Annotated in this window: 14 protein-coding genes; 11 read left to right on the plus strand and 3 right to left on the minus strand. The window is 65.9% G+C overall.

The window, feature by feature from the left end; translation table 11 throughout:
- The first annotated feature begins 57 nt into the window (after positions 1–57).
- The gene (locus BO221_RS22465; protein ID WP_073562535.1) at positions 58–2,244 is read left to right on the plus strand and encodes a PQQ-binding-like beta-propeller repeat protein; all 2,187 of its coding nucleotides are present in this window, start codon (positions 58–60) and stop codon (positions 2,242–2,244) included.
- A gap of 107 nt (positions 2,245–2,351) precedes the next feature.
- Entirely contained in the window at positions 2,352–3,410 is a 1,059-nt protein-coding gene (locus tag BO221_RS22470) for a nitronate monooxygenase family protein (RefSeq protein WP_073562536.1), read from the plus strand.
- A gap of 28 nt (positions 3,411–3,438) precedes the next feature.
- Here BO221_RS22470 and BO221_RS22475 read toward each other — a convergent pair whose 3' ends face one another.
- Positions 3,439–4,344 (minus strand): hypothetical protein, encoded by a 906-nt coding sequence (locus tag BO221_RS22475; protein ID WP_073562537.1) that lies wholly within the window; start codon positions 4,342–4,344, stop codon positions 3,439–3,441.
- Between the two features lie 57 nt (positions 4,345–4,401).
- Here BO221_RS22475 and BO221_RS22480 point away from each other — a divergent pair, with 57 nt between their 5' ends.
- The gene (locus tag BO221_RS22480) at positions 4,402–5,403 is read left to right on the plus strand and encodes an alpha/beta fold hydrolase (RefSeq protein ID WP_073562538.1); all 1,002 of its coding nucleotides are present in this window, start codon (positions 4,402–4,404) and stop codon (positions 5,401–5,403) included.
- Positions 5,404–5,418: 15 nt separating this feature from the next.
- Here BO221_RS22480 and udk read toward each other — a convergent pair whose 3' ends face one another.
- Positions 5,419–6,054: a uridine kinase gene (udk, locus tag BO221_RS22485; protein ID WP_073562539.1), complete on the minus strand. Its 636-nt coding sequence runs from the start codon at positions 6,052–6,054 to the stop codon at positions 5,419–5,421.
- 238 nt (positions 6,055–6,292) lie between these two features.
- Here udk and BO221_RS22490 point away from each other — a divergent pair, with 238 nt between their 5' ends.
- Together BO221_RS22490 and BO221_RS22495 are read left to right on the plus strand one after the other, a co-directional pair.
- Positions 6,293–7,234 carry a hypothetical protein gene (locus BO221_RS22490; protein WP_073562540.1) on the plus strand — a complete coding sequence of 314 codons (942 nt, stop codon included), beginning with the start codon at positions 6,293–6,295 and terminating at the stop codon, positions 7,232–7,234.
- Between the two features lie 217 nt (positions 7,235–7,451).
- A complete protein-coding gene (locus BO221_RS22495) occupies positions 7,452–8,441 on the plus strand; it encodes a hypothetical protein (protein ID WP_143195614.1) in 990 nt (329 codons plus the stop codon).
- Between the two features lie 30 nt (positions 8,442–8,471).
- Here BO221_RS22495 and BO221_RS22500 read toward each other — a convergent pair whose 3' ends face one another.
- A complete protein-coding gene (locus tag BO221_RS22500; RefSeq protein ID WP_073562541.1) occupies positions 8,472–10,121 on the minus strand; it encodes a DUF692 family multinuclear iron-containing protein in 1,650 nt (549 codons plus the stop codon).
- Positions 10,122–10,328: 207 nt separating this feature from the next.
- Between BO221_RS22500 and BO221_RS22505 the strand changes: the two genes are divergently transcribed.
- The 6 genes from BO221_RS22505 to BO221_RS56305 all read left to right on the plus strand — a co-directional run bounded on the left by BO221_RS22505 (position 10,329) and on the right by BO221_RS56305 (position 18,055).
- The gene (locus tag BO221_RS22505; protein ID WP_073562542.1) at positions 10,329–11,582 is read left to right on the plus strand and encodes a dipeptidase; all 1,254 of its coding nucleotides are present in this window, start codon (positions 10,329–10,331) and stop codon (positions 11,580–11,582) included.
- A gap of 97 nt (positions 11,583–11,679) precedes the next feature.
- Positions 11,680–12,120 (plus strand): hypothetical protein, encoded by a 441-nt coding sequence (locus tag BO221_RS22510; RefSeq protein ID WP_073562543.1) that lies wholly within the window; start codon positions 11,680–11,682, stop codon positions 12,118–12,120.
- Between the two features lie 10 nt (positions 12,121–12,130).
- Positions 12,131–12,784 (plus strand): HAD hydrolase-like protein, encoded by a 654-nt coding sequence (locus BO221_RS22515; protein ID WP_073562544.1) that lies wholly within the window; start codon positions 12,131–12,133, stop codon positions 12,782–12,784.
- Positions 12,785–13,103: 319 nt separating this feature from the next.
- Positions 13,104–15,377, plus strand: a complete 2,274-nt coding sequence (locus tag BO221_RS22525; RefSeq protein WP_073562546.1) for an ATP-dependent endonuclease — start codon at positions 13,104–13,106, stop codon at positions 15,375–15,377.
- The gene (locus BO221_RS22530; protein WP_073562547.1) at positions 15,374–17,263 is read left to right on the plus strand and encodes a UvrD-helicase domain-containing protein; all 1,890 of its coding nucleotides are present in this window, start codon (positions 15,374–15,376) and stop codon (positions 17,261–17,263) included. The genes BO221_RS22525 and BO221_RS22530 overlap by 4 nt, the downstream gene beginning before the upstream one ends.
- 429 nt (positions 17,264–17,692) lie before the next feature.
- Positions 17,693–18,055, plus strand: a complete 363-nt coding sequence (locus tag BO221_RS56305; protein ID WP_233166209.1) for a hypothetical protein — start codon at positions 17,693–17,695, stop codon at positions 18,053–18,055.
- The last annotated feature ends 138 nt before the right edge of the window (positions 18,056–18,193 follow it).

Consider the following 18,193-nt stretch of genomic DNA (forward strand, 5'->3'; position numbering starts at 1 on the left):
GTATAGGCGGCGGATGCTAGCCATCGCTATTCTGGCTTGTCAACGAATGGGGAAGGGATGATCCGCTTTCGCATCGGACATCGATGGAAGCGCGAACCCGCGGAGGCGCCGCACGATTCCGTTTCGCTGGAGCTGGACGGGGTCAATCTGCTGCCGGGAGCGGTGGAAGAACCGCTCGTGGAGGCGGTGCCGGCGCTGGTGGGGGCCGTGGCGGAGCTGCACGCGGGAGGGCGGCGGCTGGCGCAGGTGTCGCTGACGGAGGCGCACCTGGAGCTGGTGCTGCGCCGTTCAGGAACGGACATCGAGCTACAGGTGGCGAGCCTGTCGCGGCCGGCCCGGCTGCTGCGCCCGCCATTGCGGCTGGACGCGGAGGAGCTGGCGGAGGCGGCGCGGGTGGCCGGCCAGGGTTTCCTGGAGGACATCCGGAAGGTGGCCCCCCGGAGGCTGCCGGGGGCCACCGAGCAGGCCCTCGAGCGGGCGCTGCGGCAGCTGGAGGAGCCAGCCCACCTCCGGGAGGAGCGGCGTCCCGAGCCCTTCACCCGGCGGGTAGCGCCCCCGGGAGTACCCGGTTTCGGCTTCGCGCTGGAGGACACGGATGACGTGCTGCGGCGGGCGGCGAAGGAGAAGGGCCCGGAGCTGGCGTCGCTGCTGTGTCCGGGAGAGGTGTGGCTGTCGCTGCCCGAGCGGCCGGTGGCGTGGCGCGCGCTGGGGCCTCCCTTCCTGACGGCGCTGGAGCTGACGCGGCAGGCGGCGGACCTGGCTCGGGCGGTGGAGCTGGGCGAGCCTCGCTTCGGCCTGGAGCCCGCGGGCGTGCGTCCGGAGCTGACGCTGGACCTGAAGGCGGGAGAAGCGCGGCTGGGCGGGGCCACCGTCCCGCTGACGGGCCAGGCGCTGGTGGAGGCCATGTACCACCTGGGGCAGGCGCTGGTGGTGGCCATGTCCGAGCGGGAGCGGGCCCTCGCGGGAAACCCCTACCTGGTGGAACTGGCCGAGCGCTGCCGGGAGGGGCTCTCGCACCTGCGGGGGGCCGTGCAACCTCCGGAGGAGAGCGGGATGGCGATGGCGCGGATGGCGCAGTCGACGGCGGCCTCGCGCCCGTTGAAGGTGCCGGGGCGCCTGCGCCGCCTGCGCTTCGATGACCTGTGGGTGCAGCGCAAGCTGACGGACGCGGACCAGGGGCGGCTGATGCTGGGACGCCAGGGGCCGGTGTACTCGTCACCGCAGATGGCGTGCGCCTTCGAGCGCAAGTCGGGCAAGCAGATCTGGCGGCGGGCGGCGACCCACGGCGTGGCGGCCTCGACGGACGGCTACAGCCTGGCGGCGAGCGCCGTGCGCGTCTGCGGCTTCCATGGGAGGGGCGCGGGTGCGCGCTGGCTGCACGACCACGATGGGCTGCGCATCGGCCCGCAGCTGCTGCGGCAGGACGGGCTGCTGCTCACGCTCTCGGATGACCGGATCGCCCTGGCCTACAACGAGATGACGGGCCGGGAGATGTGGCGCCTGACGCCTCCCCGCACGAGACGCAGCCACCTGAGCATCCACGCCCACCGGGCGCTGCTGGCGACGGACTCGGGGTACCTGTACGGGATGGATCTGTCGGATGGACAGGTGCGCTTCCGGGTGAGCGCTTCCCTGCCCTTCCTGGGCCCCCCGGTGCCCTGGGGACGGCGCTTCGTGGCCACCCTGGGACAGGGCTCGCACTTCGCCCTGCTGCTGTCGGACGCGCACACGGGCGAGGCGGCGTGGACGTACGAGATGTCACTCGCCCTGCCCTCCGCGCCGCTGCCGAGCGGGAAGCGGGTGTACGTGGCCGGAGAGTTGGAGGGCGAAGGCGTACTGCTGTGCCTGGATGCGAACGGCCAGACGCGGTGGCAACGGGCGCTGCACCTGGGCCCGGGGCCGTTCTCGCTGGCGAGGCTCCCGGGCGGAGTGCTGGTGACCTCGGCGCTGGGCGCGGCCACGCGGGTGAGCGACGAGGGCGAAGTGGACTGGCGCGTGGGCGCGGCGGGCGAGCAGCTCTCCAAGGCGCTGCAACCCATCATCACGCGCGGGGTGGTGCTGGTGCCGGGCGAGCGCGTGCGCGCGGTGGATCCGGACAGCGGCAACGTGCTCGCGGAGGTGCGGGCGGGCGCGGGCCTGATGGCGCTCCAGGCCGACTCCCAGCTCAACCTCTACTTCCTGGACGAGCTCGGCACGATCTCCGCCTACCGGCTCGTCTCGCACTTCGCGGTCGTGAGTAGCTAGACTTATCAACACACGCCGCGCTTTCACTTGCGCGAATGATGGTCCAGGCGCAACCATCCCCGTGAGGCATCCGCTTCGCGGGCCCCGAGCCCGCCTGGAGGCAGGTCATGAGCGTCACCCACGCATGGCGCCAGCTCGCGGCGCGGCTCGGGGTCGAGCACCCCATCATCCAGGCGCCGATGGCGGGCGTCACCACTGCGGAGCTGGTAGCCGCCGTATCGAACGCGGGCGGGCTGGGCTCCATCGGCGCGCCCTACATGAAGCCCGCGGACATCGTGCAGCTCGCGCGGCGGGTGCGTGAGCTCACGGATCGGCCCTACCAGATCAACCTCTTCGCACCCCAGCCCGCGCCCGCCCGGACGGACCCGGGCCGGATGCTGGCGGAGCTGACGCGCTACCACCAGGAGCTCGGGCTCGAGCCGCCGAAGCCCCCCACCTCTCCGTTCCCGCCCTTCGAGGAGCAGGTGGACGCCGTGGTGGAGAGCGGAGCGCCGATCTTCAGCTTCACGCTGGGGATTCCACCGGCCGCGGCGCTCGAACAGCTGAAGGCACGAGGGGTGGTGATCCTCGGGACGGCGACGAACGTGCGCGAGGCGAAGCTGCTGGAGGAGGCGGGAGTCGACGCCGTGGTCGCGCAAGGCAGCGAGGCGGGCGGACACCGGGGCACGTTCGCCGAGCCCTTCGAGGAGGGGATGGTGGGCACCATGGCCCTGGTGCCCCAGATCGCGGATGCCGTGCGCGTCCCGGTCATCGCGAGCGGAGGCATCATGGATGGGCGGGGCATCGCCGCCGCGCGGGTGCTCGGGGCGAGCGGCGTGCAATTGGGCACGGCCTTCCTCACCTGCCCCGAGTCGGGCGCCTCCGCCGCCTACAAGGCCGCGCTCCGGGAGGCTCGGGATGACTCCACGGTCATCACCCGAGCGCTGTCCGGCCGTCCGGCCCGGGGCATCGCCAACGCGCTGTCGGAGTCCTTCCGGGAAGAGGGAACCCTCCTCCCCTTCCCGCTCCAGCACGCGGCCACGGGTGCGCTGCGAAGCGCCGCGGCGGCCCGTGGGGACCCGCGGTTCATGACGCTCTGGGCGGGTCAGGCCGCCGCGCTCTCACGCGGCCTTCCGGCGGCGGAGCTGATGCGGCAGCTCATCGCGGAGTCCGAGCGGCTGGGGTGACGCAGCGCCGCCCGGACTCCAGCGCCGGCTACTTCTTCTGCGCCTTCGAGGGATCGATCTCCTCCTCGGAGCGCTCGGTGACCTCGGCGCCTTCCCACTTCTCGCCCGCGCCCAGCCGCCACTCGGAGGGCACGTCCAGCTTCCACACGTAGGTGGCCGTGGCGTCGCCGCCCGACGCCGCGCGCGAGCTCACGTTGAAGGTGATCTCCATCTTCTTCACCTCGTTGGGCACCAGGTCCATGTCGTAGTGGCCCAGCACCATCTGCGGCGGGAACTCGGCGATGAAGCGCTCGGGGTAGTCGATCTTCATCGACGGATCCTCCCCCGTCATCTCGCCGATGAGCTTTCCCCGCTCGTCGGTGAGCTTCCACTGGGTCTTGAACGAGGCGCTGGTGACCATCTTCTTCACCTTGCCGTCCGTGCGCTCCTCGCGGTGCGCGCCCCAGAGCGCCAGCTGCAGCCGCACCTGCGGCTTGTTCAGCACCGGCACCACGTCCGAGCTCACCACGTCCAGGCGCATGCCCTTGTCCGTGGCCGTCCACTCCGGCTTGTAGCGGCCCTCGCGCATCTGGTCGAACACCTTGCGCGTGTACTCGTAGTAGGCCTTGCGGTCCGCGGCGCGATCCTCCTTCTCGCCGCGCTTCTCCAGCTCGACCAGGTACGCGTCGAAGTCCTTGCTCAGCTTGAAGCGGTTCTGGTGCGCGCTGATCTGCTCGAAGTACGTCTTGAAGAAGGGCGCGAGCTCCTGCCGGTACGAGGCCTCGTCCGGGTTGGTGCGCATCCAGCCCACGCGCTCCAGGTACGCACCCTGGATGCGCGAGAACTCCGCCTCACGCTGGGCCGCGAGCGCCTTGGCACTCGAGGCGCGGTACGTCATCAGCCCGCCGATGAGAACGCCGGCGATGATGACGATGACTCCGAAATAACGCTTCACGCGGAGATGCTCCTGTCTCTGGAAATGACGGCCGTAGTGATATGAGACCTGCTTCGCGTGTACCAGACCACCGGCAGCGTGGCGTTACCGGTTGCACTTCCTCTAGAGGAGGGCGGCCTTCTGGGCGGGGCCCAGCTCGCCTGGTCCGCCTACGGTGAGCGCTCCGACGACAATGTTGTGATGCTGCTGCACGACCTCACCCATTCGCACCGTGCTCTCGAGCCCGTGGAGCAGGCGGCCTTCCAGCCCTCGGGCTGGGGCACGGAGCTCATCGGCGAGGGCCGGCCGCTGGACACCTCCACGATGCACGTGGTGGTGCCGAACCTGCTCGGCAGCCCCTTTGGCTCGACCTCGCCGGTGACGGTGGACGCGCGGGCGGGACTGCCCTACGGCGCGGCACTGCCCACGGTGACGGTGACGGACATGGCGCGCGCGGTGGCGGCGATGCTCCGCGGCATGAAGGTGGAGAACGTGCGGGCCCTGGTGGGCGTGGGGCTCGGGGGGCTGGTGGCACTGCGGCTCGCGGCACTCTTCCCGGAATTGCCCGCGGCGGTGGGGGTGCTGGGCGCCGCGCGGACCCTGCCCGAGGCCTGGCGCGAGCGGCTCGGCCTCACGCGCCACCTGCTGCGGTTGGATCCGGACTTCCACGAGGGCCAGTACGCGCCGGGCCAGGGGCCGAAGCGGACGCTGCGCAAGCAGTACCTGGAGTACCTGCGGCTGGTGAATGGGCCCACTGGCGAGCAGGCACAGGAGGCCGAGGCGGACGCCTTCGCGGAGGGCTTCGACGCGAACGCGTGGGCGCTGCTGTGCACGGCCTACGCGGGAGGAGACGTCACCGACAGCCTGGCGCAGGTGCGGGCGCCGGTGCTGATGGTGGCGGCGGCGGAGGACACGCTGGCACCGCCATCCCGGGTGCGTGACACGTACCACCTGCTCAGCGCGGCGGGCGTGCGGGCGCACTACCACGAGCTGCCCGCGCCGAGCGCTCACGCGAGCCTGCTCACCCAAGCCCGGCGGCTGCATGGCCCCATGCGGGACTTCCTGCGCCGCCGGAGCTGAGGACTCCGGACCGTCCTACCGCTGCAGGTGGGGATGGACCAGCCGGCCGCGCAACGCGCCCACGAGCATCCCGATGGCGATGTCGTTGTTGCCGCCGTGGGGGACGATGATGTCCGCGTGGTGCTTGGAGGGCTCGACGAAGCCCATGTGCATGGGGCGCACGTGGCGCAGGTACTGGCTCACCACGTGATCGAAGTCGCGCCCGCGCTCGTGGATGTCGCGCTCGAGCCGCCGCAGGATGCGCAGGTCGTCGTCGGTGTCCACGTAGATGCGCACGTTCATCTCGTCGCGCACCTGCTTCATGTGCAGCACGAGGATGCCCTCGATGAGGATCATGTCCCCCGGGTCCACGCGCACGGTGTGATTCTGCCGGGTGGAGGTGACGAAGTCGTAGACCGGCTTCTGGATGGGCCGGCCCGCCTTCAGCTCGCGCAGGTGCGCCACGAGCAGGTCCGTGTCGAAGGCGTCCGGATGGTCGAAGTTGACCTCCCGGCGCTCGGCCAGCGTCAGGTCCGACAAATCCCGGTAATACGAATCCTGATCGATGAAGGCCACGCGGCAGTCGGCGAGCGCTTCGCGGACCTTCCGGGCGACCGTCGTCTTGCCAGAGGCGGTACCACCGGCGATGCCAACGACGAGGGGTGACGACATGAGGCGGCAACTACCGCAGCAGGGTGGGCACGCGCAAGGCTGCGTCTGAAACCGGACAACTCCCGCTTTCGGACCCTTTGTCGGACCTCGGACACCTCTCTGGGAAACCCGGGTTCATCATCTTTACTGCTTTCCCCCATAAGCCCATTCTTCAATTGGAGCACGCCTTCCTCGCGAGCACGCCTTCGAGGCTCCCCGGGCCCCGGCCCGGACCCGTCGCAACCGTTGGGGGGAAGCCATGCCAACCCGTGTTTTCGCCGCAGGTGTCCGTCGACTGGGGCTCGTGGTGCTGCTGCTGGCCACGAGCGGCTGTGCACCACTGGAAGCAGCACCCGGGCCCGAGCCGCTCGTCCCGAGCACCCACGCACTCAAGGATCTGAACACCCCCAATGGCCTGTCGCTCAACGGCCTGTCCCTCAATGGGTTGTCGCTCAACGGGCTCTCGCTCAACGGCCTGTCCCTCCAGGGATTGACCACCGCGGAGTTCGACACCTGGTTCCAGAAGAACCCGGAGCTCCACGAGGCGGTGATGAAGTACGTGGTCCGGTGCGCCGTCCCCGCCGGAGTGAGCCGCACCTATACGTCCGCCACCACGGGGCGGACCTGGCAGTGGACGGGGGGACTGGGCCTCGCGCCGGACTGGAGCGGCGGCGCGCCCGCCACGCTGGCCGAGCAACGCATCATCTCGGCCTGCCTGGCGGCCCACGTGGACAAGTACGAGCTCCACATCTCCATCTCCGTGCAGGGCCTGAGCGCCACGGGCGTGGCCATCCCCACCTCGGACTGGGAACTGCGGCTGTACTCGGAAAAGGAGGCCTGCTTCTTCGGCAACGTCTTCAACGCCGAGGGCATCTACGCCGGTAACGACGGGCGCCCGCTCAACGACAGGGAAAGCACCGCTCGCGCCTGCGCCCTGTCCAGCAGGGGGGGCACGGAGAAGCAGCCCTGTGCACCACTCGTGCGCGTCGAGCAGGACTGCGGGAGGTTCTGCACCCTGGATGCCGCGCGGCGCTTCTACGTGTCCTGCACCTACAACGGCATCACCTACCCGGCCATCACCACCCGGATGCTGCGCTCGGACATCTACACGTGCGGGGATGGCACCTGTCAGGTGAGCGAGAAGTGCGGCACGGGTGAGGCCTACGACAACTGCGGCAGGGACTGCGGCCCCTGCCCCTGAGGCACCATCCAGAATCCTCCACTCGCCAGCCTTTCCGGGCACGGCGGCGAGCGCCACTCCACAGAAGCTCCGGCGCTCACCGGATGAAACACGGATTTCCTGTTCGCCCGGCTTCCCAATTCCTGAGCGGACGACAATTTGTGAGGTGGAGCCACCCGGCTCCCCGGGTGTCCTGTCCCTCACCCGGCCCCACCTCGCACCTCACAAGAGGCATGCCATGCAGCACGAAATGGTCGACGTGTCTCCACTGGAGAAGCACTCCACCGCGGTTCCCTTCCCCATGGCCCTGCTGAGCGCGATCTTCCTGCTCTGTACTCCGAGCGCCTGCGGCCCCGTGGCCGAGCCGCCCGAGGAGCAGCAGGAGCTCGCCGCCCTGCAGCAGACGATGTACGAGATCAACGGCCTGTCCCCCAACGGCCTGGCCTTCAACGGACTCGCCTTCAACGGCCTGGCCTTCAACGGGCTCGCCTTCAATGGCCTGGCCTTCAACGGGCTGTCCACCGCCGAGTTCTCCTCCTGGTTCGAGTCGGATCCCGCCATGGGAAACATGGTGATGCGGTACCTCGTCCAATGCGCCGCCCCCGCCGGGCAGACGCGCAGCTACACCGCGCCCACTGGCATCACCTACAGCTGGCAGGGAAACCTGGGGCTGGCGCCGGACTGGTCCAACGGCGCGCCCGCCACCCTGGAGGAGCAGCAGCTCATCTCCGCCTGCATGGCGGCCCACACGAACAAGTTCGGCGTCCGGGTGCCCATCTCCGTCCTGGGGCGCAATGCCCTGAACGAGGCCATCCCCTTCACGAAGGAGGAGCTCGAGGACTTCTCGGAGCGGGAGGCCTGCTTCTTCGGCAACCTCTTCAACAGCGAGGGCATCTACACCGGCAACGATGGGCGCATGCTCCACCACGAGAACAGCTCCGCACGCGCCTGTGCCCGCTCGGACGAGAAGGAGGATACGCGGCAGCCCTGCCTCCCGATCGTCCGCATGCAGCTCAAGTGCGACAAGGTCTGTGAGAAGGACGAGCAGAAGGAGTTCTACGCCTCGTGCACCTACAACGGCGTCACCTACCGGCCCATCACCACGCGGATGAGCAAGAAGGATGTCTTCAAGTGCGGCGACGGCGTCTGCCAGTACACCGAGTCGTGCGGCACGGGTAACACCCCCGACGACTGCGGCAAGGACTGCGGCCCCTGCCCCACGCCTTGAGGTGGAAGTCCGGGGCGGGCCTCGTGTGGCTCAGCCCCGGCGCAACACGCCCAGGGCCCTGCCCTCCGCCAGCACCGGGGCGGGCAGTTCCTCCACCGCCCGGGGCGCCTGCGCGAGCGAGCGCACCACCTGCAACAGCGAAGGCGGTACCGGGAGCACCTCCAGCCCCCTGCCCCTGCGCCGCACGACGAAGGTCCACGGGCCCGGAGCCGGACGCCGGGCCACCTGCGCGAGCGACTCGAGGCCACTCACGTCCAGCACCTCGCACGCCCACGCCCGCCCCGTGAGGTGACGGCGCAGGGACTTCGCGGCGAAGACGAGCTCGGTGAGGTCCACGGGGAAGGAGCCCACGCGTACGTCCTCGGCCAGCCCCACCTGCCCCGGGCCGGGCGCCGGCGCGGGCCGCGTCATGAAGGCGTTGGGCAGGAACGTCTCGAAGGTGACCGCCGCCGCCGCGCCCTCGTCCGGACGCTCGCGCAACTGGCGCCGCGCCCAGGACGCGAAGGCATGTCCCGGTGAACGGCCCAGGCCCTCGAAGAGCTCGCGGAACTCCTTGGAGGCCGTGAAGGCGCGCAGCCCCTCCCGCGTGCCCGCGAGCAGCAGCCGCGACACCGGCCAGTCCCGGTCGAGCGTCTCCGCCACCACCGCGAGGCGGAAATCCGCCTCCGCCCGGGCTCCCTCCTCGTCGCCCCCGGTCTCCGCCTTCACGCCGTAGCCGATGTCGTAGAGGGACCACGGCTCGCTCTCGCGGGTAAGGGCCGGCGCGGGCTCCTTCACCGGGGTGAGCGCGAGCGGAGGCCTCGGGGGCGCGGCGGGCACCAGCTTGCGCAGACGGCGCAGCGTGAGGGCGGCCACCTCGGGCGGGTGTCCATCTCCCTCGAAGGTGACGGCGCGCAGCGAGGGACAGCGCGGCAACAGCGACTCCAACAGGCCGAAGAGCTCCTCGCGCACGGGCTGGGTGTGATCATCCACGTAGTAGCCCCGTCCATTGCGCCGTGTGATGACGCCACCGGCCAGGTGGATCTCGATGACCTTGTCCAACGGGAAGCCATCGAGGCCCGTCTCCAGGGGCAGTCCGGCGGCGAGCTGGTAGCTGAGCAGGTGTCCCAGATCGATCAACAGAGGCAGGCCGGTGCGCGCGTGCACGCGGGCCAGGAAGTCCAGCACGTGCAGCTCTCCGCGCTTCGCGAAGGCGGCGGGGTTCTCCAGCGCGAGCGGCACGGACAGGTGCGACTGGACGTGGAGCGCGTGGGCCACGCTGTCGCGGACGCCAGCCTCGGTGAAGGGAGGCGTGAAGTAGAGGTAGCCCGGGAAGGGCTGCCCGCCCGCGTGCCACCAACCGATGTCGTTGCCCACCCAGGCGCTGCCCACGGCGCGCGCGTGCGCGTCCAGGTCCTGGAGCGCCTTCACGGGCTCCAGCTCGGGGCCATAGAGGTTGAGGTGCACGGGGTGGAAGAGCACGGGTACGTCGCCGCGGCGCTCCCACATCTCGGGGAAGAGCGAGGCATGCCGCCGCGTCTCGTCGAGCGACAGGGGGGCGCTGTACTCGACGTAGTCGAAGAGGCCGGGAGACTCGGCGAGCAGCCGGTAGGGGTGCGGCTGGTCCGCCGCGTCGAGGTTGCTGCTCAGGCCCAGCCCGCGCCAGGGGAGCTGCCAGGCAGCCGCGTCAGAGTGACTCATGGAGCGTCAACCCTACAGCGGGCAGCGCCCATTCTCAGCACTCCCGGCATCCCCTCTCCCTCTGGGAGAGGGCCAGGGTGAGGGTCTTCCCCTCCGTGCACCGTGTGACGGCCCTCACCCCCCGCCCTCTCCCAAAGGGAGAGGGAGCATGCGCAACACGACAATCCCCCTGTCGCTCCGGCATGATCCACCGCCAGAGGAGAGACAATGACCATCCGGGGGACGTGGCTCTGTTCGCTGATGTTGCTGGGAAGCCTGGGGTGCGCCGGTCTGCGGCCACCTCCAGAGGAACCGGCTCTCGCGGTGGCACCCGAGGTGCTCCGGGCCGATCTCCACGTGCACGTGACCATGCGTGCGGCGCTCGGGCCCCTCTTCCAGGGCGAGCCCGGGGATGGCGTGCTGGCGGGCTCGCACGCGGAGCGCTTCGTCAACCAGGTGGACGCGGCGGCGCTGCGGCGGGCGGGAGTACGGCTCATCCTCGCGACGGTCTGGCCTCCTCCCGCCACCCGTCCCGGCCGCAGCGCGCTGGGCGAGGCCCTCCACCAACTCACGGAGCTCGAGGCCTTCACGCGGCGCAACCCCGACTTCGTGCTGGCCCACGGTGCCGCGGAGGCGCGGCGGAAGCTCGCGGACGGACAGCTCGTGCTCATCCCCGCCATCGAGGGTGGCGAGGGCATCCAGCGCGTGGAGGACGTGGACCTGCTCTACGCCGCGGGCGCGAGATCCATCACCCTCGTCCACTTCGTCGACAACCCGCTGGCGGACGCGGCCGATGACCAGTTCGGCGCGGTGGTGGGCGGCCTCGCCAACGGACGGGACGGAGGCCTGACGCCGCTCGGCGTGGACGCGGTCCGGAGGATGATCCAACTCGGCATCCTGATCGACGTGGCCCACGCCAGCGACCGGACCATCGAGGAGGTGCTCGCCATCGCCGGGCCCGCGGGGGCGCCGCTCCTCTACTCGCACACCGGGGCCGGCTGGGCCGCGACGCGCTGCCTGAGCACGCCCCTCGCCCAACGCATCGCCGAGGGCGGAGGGCTGATCGGCATCGGCCTCTTCCGCTCCCCCTTCCAGGAGGTCCCCCTTTCCGAGCGCTGGGAGGGTTTCCAACCGGGAACCTGCGATGACGACGTGGCCCACTGGCTGCACTACGCCCGGCAGGCGGGCCCCGAGGCCGTCATGCTCGGCAGCGACTTCAGCAGCGCCATCCTCCGCGCCCGGCCGGGAGGTGCCTGTGCCCAAGGCCTCCGTCATACGGGGGACCTGCCCACCTTGTTCTCCGCCCTGGAGGCCCATGGCCTCTCCCGCGACACCCTGGACAACTCGGGAGAGCGGCTGCTGCGCCTGCTCGAAGCGGTGGAGCGCCGGGCGGACCCCTCCGTCCTCTCCTCCGCTCGGAACCTCCCCATCCCACGGGACGACCTCTTCCTCGACCGGGGGGAGCACTCGTCGGGCCAATGACCTATGATCGACGTTGCAACCCCTACCCCATCACACATCGGCGGCTGGGAAGCGTCAGTCCTTGCTTCCGGACGTCGGCTGCCGTAACTCGCCCCGCATGCTCGCTCACTCGGTCGTGAATGGAACCAAGACCTGGACCACCCCGAACGGGGAGCTGCGGCTGTGGCAGCCCGCCCCCCACGTCATCGTGACGCGGTTCCAGGGAGCGATGTACGACGCCCACCTGGCCCACCTCGCCATGATGAGCATCGAGGGAATCGTCTCGACCCAGACGAAGACGGACGTCTTCCACGACTGGGAGGAGATGGAGCTCTACGCCACCGAGGCGCGGACCATCATGACGGAGCGGGCCATCCCGCTCGCGCCGAAGATCAACTCGCTGAGCGTGTTGTTCGGCTCGAAGGTGGTGCTGATGGGGGTGTCGCTGGCCAGCCTCAAGCTGGGCGGCATCAGCACCTACACCAGCCGGGAAGACTTCGAGCAGGCCGTGCAGCAGGCGGCGGCGTCCCGGGCCGGGACGTTCAAGCCGGCGCACTGAGGTCCGCGGGATGATCTCCAACGTGGTGTTCGACTTCGACGGCACCATCGCCAATTCGAAGTCGGCGATCCTCGGCATCTACAACCAGGTGGCGGAGAAGCACCGGTTCAAGCCGATGGTCGAGGCGGACATCCCCGTCTTGAGCAGGCTCTCCATCCCGGAGCGATGCAGCAAGATGGGCGTCCCGCTCTACAAGGTGCCCTCGTTGATGGTGGAGGTCGCCCGGAGCTACAGGAACGTCGTGGACTCGGTGCTGGCCTTCGACGGCATGCTGTCCGTGCTCCAGACGCTCCACCGCCACGGCCTCACGGTCGGCATCATCTCGTCCAACGCGACCGAGAACATCCAGCGGTTCATCTCCCGGAACGGCATGGGGTCCGTGGTCCAGCGTGTCCACTGCTCCAGCAACCTGTTCGGCAAGGACAAGGTCATCTCCCGGTACCTGAAGACGTACGGGCTGACCCCCGAGCAGGTGGTCTACGTCGGGGATGAAGAGCGGGACGTGGTGGCCTGCAGGAAGACGAAGCTGCGCGTGCTGTCCGTGTCGTGGGGGCTCGATTCCCTCGACGTCCTCACGCGAGTGAACCCGGACTCCATCGCCCATCAGCCCACGGACATCCTCCAGTGGGTGGCGGGGTTGAACGGGTTGCCTCACCTGGCGTAGGCGCGTTCGAGAATCCGCCCGGAATCGAGGCCGCTCGCCTTCGCCGCCTCCATGTCGAGCCCCTCGCCGTGGCCCTGGTCCCGCCCCTCGAACGAGACATCCCTGTCCCCGAAGTGGGCGGTGCGTGGACAGGCGGGGAGTTTACGAACGCTTCTCCGGGCATCTTCCGACGCCACTCAAGCCGCTCCGCGAACCATGAAGGAGATCATGGCGCACAGCTCAAACGGACGCCCGAGTGAGGTCGAGCACGGTGACGTGAGTCGACTAAGTAGCGCAAGTACACGCCCCCCGATATCCTAAACAACCGGAGGGGGGTAGCATGCATATTCACACGTTGCGGATCAGAAATTTCCGCAGGCTTAGAGACGTCCAGGTTGATCTTGCGCCGGATATCTCGATCTTCGTTGGCGCCAACAACAGCGGGAAAACATCTACCGCACAGGCCCTCCAACTCTTCATGGGAGCATCGCGGGAACGTTTTTCTATTCATGATTTCAGCGCAGCGTGCTGGGCCGAGATCAATGCGTTCGGCGAGAAAGTCGAAAACGTCAAGCTCCCAGCAATTTCGATCGATATTTGGTTTCATGTCGAGTCTACCGACCTCCATCGTGTCGTCGATCTCTTGCCAAGCTTGAGTTGGGAAGAGTCTTTCGTTGGAGTTCGTATAGAGTTTGCGGCCTCGGATGAAGCGGAGCTAGTAGCTCGTTTCCATGAAGCGCGCGCCAAGGCACAAGCCAATGCTCGGCTCAGCAGCAACGGTGGTGTGGACTACCATCCCTCGCCACGCACCCTAAGCGAGTATCTTGCTAACAATCTTCGGCGCGAATTTGAGCTGCGATACTACGTGCTCGATCGCGCACGCTTCGATGCGTCGTTCGTCGAAACAGCGGATTACAAGCCACTACAGTTGACCCCAGATAAGGGCCGTGGCGGTAAGGAGGTGTTGGATTCGCTCCTACGTGTCGGCTTTCTCAACGCACAGCGACACCTGTCCGATAGTGGTGGTGGGAGCCGAGCCGAGGATCTGTCTCACCGCCTCAGCCGCTTCTACGAGCGCAATTTAGAGAAGCGTGAGAACGACACCGATACCCTACGGGCGCTGACAGGATCGGAAGCCATGCTCAATGAGCATTTGGCGCGCGTATTCGCGCCAACGCTGCGTCGCTTAGGCGAACTGGCTTACCCCGGCTTGGCAAACCCCCGACTCGTCATCAAATCGGCTCTGAACCCTACCACGCTCATGGGCAGCCACAACGGAGCACGGGTTCATTACGCGCTCGGAGATCAGCAGGGTGGTGATGAAGGGCCGACCCTTCCAGACCGCTATAATGGGCTCGGGTTCAAGAACCTCATCTACATGGTCGTAGAACTGCTCGATCTTCACGCCCAATGGCTGGACATTGAAGAGAACCGTCCGCCAATCCATCTCATCTTTATTGAGGAGCCAGAAGCACATCTCCATGCTCAGTTGCAGCAGGTCTTCATCCGAAAGGTGCTCGACATATTGTCGATCGAAGGCGACGATCGAGCGCACTATTCAAGCCAACTCGTCGTCACGACACACTCGCCCCACATTCTCTACGAGCGGGGCTTTCGGCCGATCCGCTATTTTCGCCGCTGTGCTACTGGTGTTTCGCAATCATCCGAGGTGTTGAATCTCTCTGCCTTCTACAGCAGGACCGAAAGCTCGACACGCGATTTTTTGGAGCGCTACCTCAAGCTCACACATTGCGATCTATTCTTCGCCGATGCCGCGGTGCTGGTCGAGGGCAACGTCGAGCGCCTCCTTCTCCCGCAGATGATCGAGAAGGTAGCGCCAGAACTCAAATCCGCCTGTCTAAGTATCCTCGAGATCGGTGGAGCGTTCGGGCACCGTTTTCGCTCACTCATCGAGTTCCTTGGTATCACCGCACTCATCATCACCGACATAGACAGCGTGGTTGGAGCGCCCGATCCCGCAGTTGAAGGGGCAGGCGAAGGACCCTCCGAAGACATGAACGGCGACGAAGCGGGCGTCGGCAAATCATGCATGGCGCACGAACCCGGCGCCGAGACCTCCAACCAAACCCTTATTCAGTGGCTACCGCGCCGGAGGACGATCGCCGACCTCCTAACAGCGACTGAGGAAGATCGAACCCAGCCGCGCACCGAAAGCGCTCGTGCATTAATCCGGGTGGCTTACCAGACCCGGGTCGAGGCCACTTGGCGTGGCAAAACAGCAGTCCTAATCGGCCGGACCTTGGAAGAAGCGTTCGCGTTTGAAAACCTCGCTTGGTGCCAAGACCAGCAGCACGCTGACCTCAAACTGCTAATTCGCAACAATACTGCACTCACAGTGCAGCAACTAGCCAAACAACTGCACAAGCGAGTCACACACTCTTCTTTCAACAAGACCGACTTTGCGCTCGCTCTGCTCACACATGATCCTATGACTTGGGCGGTTCCAACCTACATCGCAGATGGCCTTCTGTGGCTCCAAGACGAGGTCACGCCTCGTCCGATACCGTCTCCCGTGCCAGTCACTATTGCTGCGGAAGCCACACCCGTTGCCGCAGACGGGGGCACAGTCGCAGGTGCAGTGGAGGCCACATGACGAGTCGGATTGGAAAGCCTGATACTGAAGCCGACCAGCAATTACGCGCTTGCCTCGACGGGCAGCAGCCCGCCAGTTTCGTGATGGTGGCCGGTGCCGGTTCGGGAAAGACAACTTCGCTTATCAAGGCACTCGACCATCTCGCGAAGACCAGGGGCGCCGAGTTGCGACGTCGGGGCCAGCAAATCGCATGCATCACCTATACCGAAGTTGCCGTAGGCGAGATCTGGTCGGATGTAGGGAACGCACCTTTGTTTCACGTATCGACGATCCACAGCTTTCTATGGACTGTAGTACGGCCGTTCCAGAACGATTTGCGCCAGTGGGTAGTGGGCAGGCTCGACGAGAAAATCGCCGAAGCAGAGGAGAAGATCTCCAAGCCGAGAACACGCGCCAATACGCGCGACCGACTCGCTCACGAGATTGAGCGATATCGAACCCAACGAGGGAGGATGGACCGTGTCGCGCGCTTCACTTACGGCACGGGCAGCAATTACACCGAGGGTATCCTTGGACATGACGACGTCTTGAAAATCGGTCCGTCACTGATCGGCAACCGGCAGTTGTTACGCACGCTAATCGCCAGACGATTCCCTTTCGTCTTCGTTGACGAGAGCCAAGACACGCACCCAACCCTTGTCAACGCACTGAAGCAGATCGCGGACACTGTCAGCGGCAACTTCTGCCTAGGTTTCTTCGGCGACCCAATGCAGAAAATCTACGCGGCTGGAGCAGGGCCGATCGCGGCCAGCAATGGTTGGATCGAAATCAAGAAGCAAGAGAACTTTCGCTGCCCAAGCAGTGTGCTCCATGTGATCAACCAAATTCGGGCTGAAGATGACGGCCTTCAGCAAGTCCGCGGGCGGACTATCGAGCGCAACGACATAGTAGAAACTGCCCAGGGGTCGGCGAGGCTGTTCGTCCTACCGGCCGATGCCCGCCGAAGCGAACGCCTCGAAGATGTACGCCGCTGGCTGGCCGAAGCCAATTCCGACCCACTCTGGGAGAGCGATGATGTCAACGGGGATGTGCGTGTCCTCGTCCTCGTTCATCGCATGGCGGCACGACGCCTCGGCTTCGCCGATCTCTACGCTGCGCTCAATGATGATGACGCTCCGACCAATTTGAAAGACGGCCTGCTGGACGGAACTGCGTGGGTCCTCCGTCCGTTTATGACCTATCTTCTCCCCCTTGTGCTCGCGGCTCGCGCCGGTGCTGACTTCGATGTCATCGCTGCTCTGCGTAACAATTGCCCGCTCCTCGAGAAAGAACGCATTCTTGGCCAGAACGCAGCCCAGGTGCTTGCTCAGCTCAAGAAGAATGTCGCTCGCTTGGTCGAGATGTTCAGTGGCGAGTCTGCTATCTCAATCCGGGATGTACTCATTTTCGTTCACGAGCAAAAGCTCACATCCCTCGACGAGCGGTTTATGCGTTTCCTGTCAGGCGCTCCGGGCGCAAGCGACGGTGGCGAGGCGGACCCTGAGCAGGCAACCGTAAACCGCTTCCTTGCCTGCCCTGCGACACAGTTGTGGGGATATCGCAACTACATTGAAGACCAGTCCCCATTTGCCACCCAGCAAGGCGTCAAGGGTGCCGAGTTTCAGCGGGTGCTCGTCGTCTTGGATGATGAGGAAAGCGACTACAACCTATTTTCCTACGGGAAGTATTTTGGAATCACACCTCTGTCGGACAAAGACCAAGAAAGCTTAGGCGAGGGAAGAGACTCGGTGCTCAGTCGAACGCGGCGGCTCTTTTATGTTTGCTGTTCCAGAGCCGTACGGGACTTAGCAGTTGTTCTTTTTGCTTCCGATGTGCGCGCAGCCAAAGAAGCTGTTGTTTCCAAGGGGCTATTCGCCCGTGAGGATGTGCATGTTCTTGAGTCCTAGATATTTTTAAACTGGACATACTTATCGCCTTGGCCTCTCGCTTCACACCATATCTTGATAATATATGTGTATGGAGAAAAGATGACCCGACACTTGTTGATGTTGCTTGTCTTGGAGTCTTTTTTTGTCGGCTGCACTCCCGGCCCAAAGGGAGATCCGGGACCCGTGGGACCGAAGGGCAACCCTGGCGTGGTCGGTCCTGCTGGCGAAAATGGCGATAGGGGACCCGAAGGGCCTCCGGGGCCAATGGGTCCTGCTGGCGAAAATGGCGATAGGGGACCCGAAGGGCCTCCGGGGCCAATGGGTCCTGCTGGCGAAAAAGGTGACCCTGGTCCTAACGCGCCGATGTTTAAGCGCTACTCTGGGTACCAATCCGCTCCGATAAAGACAACAAGCACCAGTTCGTGGATTGATATTCCTGGATTAAGCGTGACTTTCGACAACATCCCGGACTCAGTCATGAGAAGAATCGAAATATTTGTAACAGGAACCGCAATCGCAACGGGCGGGGACGCAACCTGCGGGATTCGCTTTTTAAGTAATGGGGTTCCTGATACTCGTGAAGCGTATGGCCAAGTGGTTTTCTCGCCGGCAGCTTACAATACCACGACTTGGCCACCCGGCATGTTCGTGCCCTTTGTTGGTAGCGACCACTATTGGCGCTCAACAGTTATTGCCGGGAAGACCACAATCAAAGCACAAATATCTAAGCATGGCGGTGTCGGCAGTTGCGAGTTGACCATGTCTCCTGTCAGCAGGCTTTATGTCACTATCAAGGATGGTTACAATTGAGCACTGCCCTCCTCGTTGAATTTCCAGAGCAGGGATTCGGGCAAACAGAAGGAACGTCTTCTCCATCTGATGCACGATTTCGAGTCCAAGCATCCTGAGGGAGATTCAACGTGGTTAGAACTCCTTAAGAGTTCTTGG

The organism is Archangium sp. Cb G35 (assembly GCF_001896145.1).
In the GTDB taxonomy this organism is placed as follows: Bacteria; Myxococcota; Myxococcia; order Myxococcales; family Myxococcaceae; genus Archangium; species Archangium violaceum.

Coding starts and splice junctions, on each gene's coding strand:
- BO221_RS22515 (WP_073562544.1), top strand. CDS start 12,131: ATGATCTCCAACGTGGTGTTCGACTTCGACGGCACCATCGCCAATTCG.
- BO221_RS22465 (WP_073562535.1), top strand. CDS start 58: ATGATCCGCTTTCGCATCGGACATCGATGGAAGCGCGAACCCGCGGAG.
- udk (WP_073562539.1), bottom strand. CDS start 6,054: ATGTCGTCACCCCTCGTCGTTGGCATCGCCGGTGGTACCGCCTCTGGC.
- BO221_RS22530 (WP_073562547.1), top strand. CDS start 15,374: ATGACGAGTCGGATTGGAAAGCCTGATACTGAAGCCGACCAGCAATTA.
- BO221_RS22470 (WP_073562536.1), top strand. CDS start 2,352: ATGAGCGTCACCCACGCATGGCGCCAGCTCGCGGCGCGGCTCGGGGTC.
- BO221_RS22505 (WP_073562542.1), top strand. CDS start 10,329: ATGACCATCCGGGGGACGTGGCTCTGTTCGCTGATGTTGCTGGGAAGC.
- BO221_RS22495 (WP_143195614.1), top strand. CDS start 7,452: ATGCAGCACGAAATGGTCGACGTGTCTCCACTGGAGAAGCACTCCACC.
- BO221_RS22510 (WP_073562543.1), top strand. CDS start 11,680: ATGCTCGCTCACTCGGTCGTGAATGGAACCAAGACCTGGACCACCCCG.
- BO221_RS22500 (WP_073562541.1), bottom strand. CDS start 10,121: ATGAGTCACTCTGACGCGGCTGCCTGGCAGCTCCCCTGGCGCGGGCTG.
- BO221_RS22525 (WP_073562546.1), top strand. CDS start 13,104: ATGCATATTCACACGTTGCGGATCAGAAATTTCCGCAGGCTTAGAGAC.
- BO221_RS22490 (WP_073562540.1), top strand. CDS start 6,293: ATGCCAACCCGTGTTTTCGCCGCAGGTGTCCGTCGACTGGGGCTCGTG.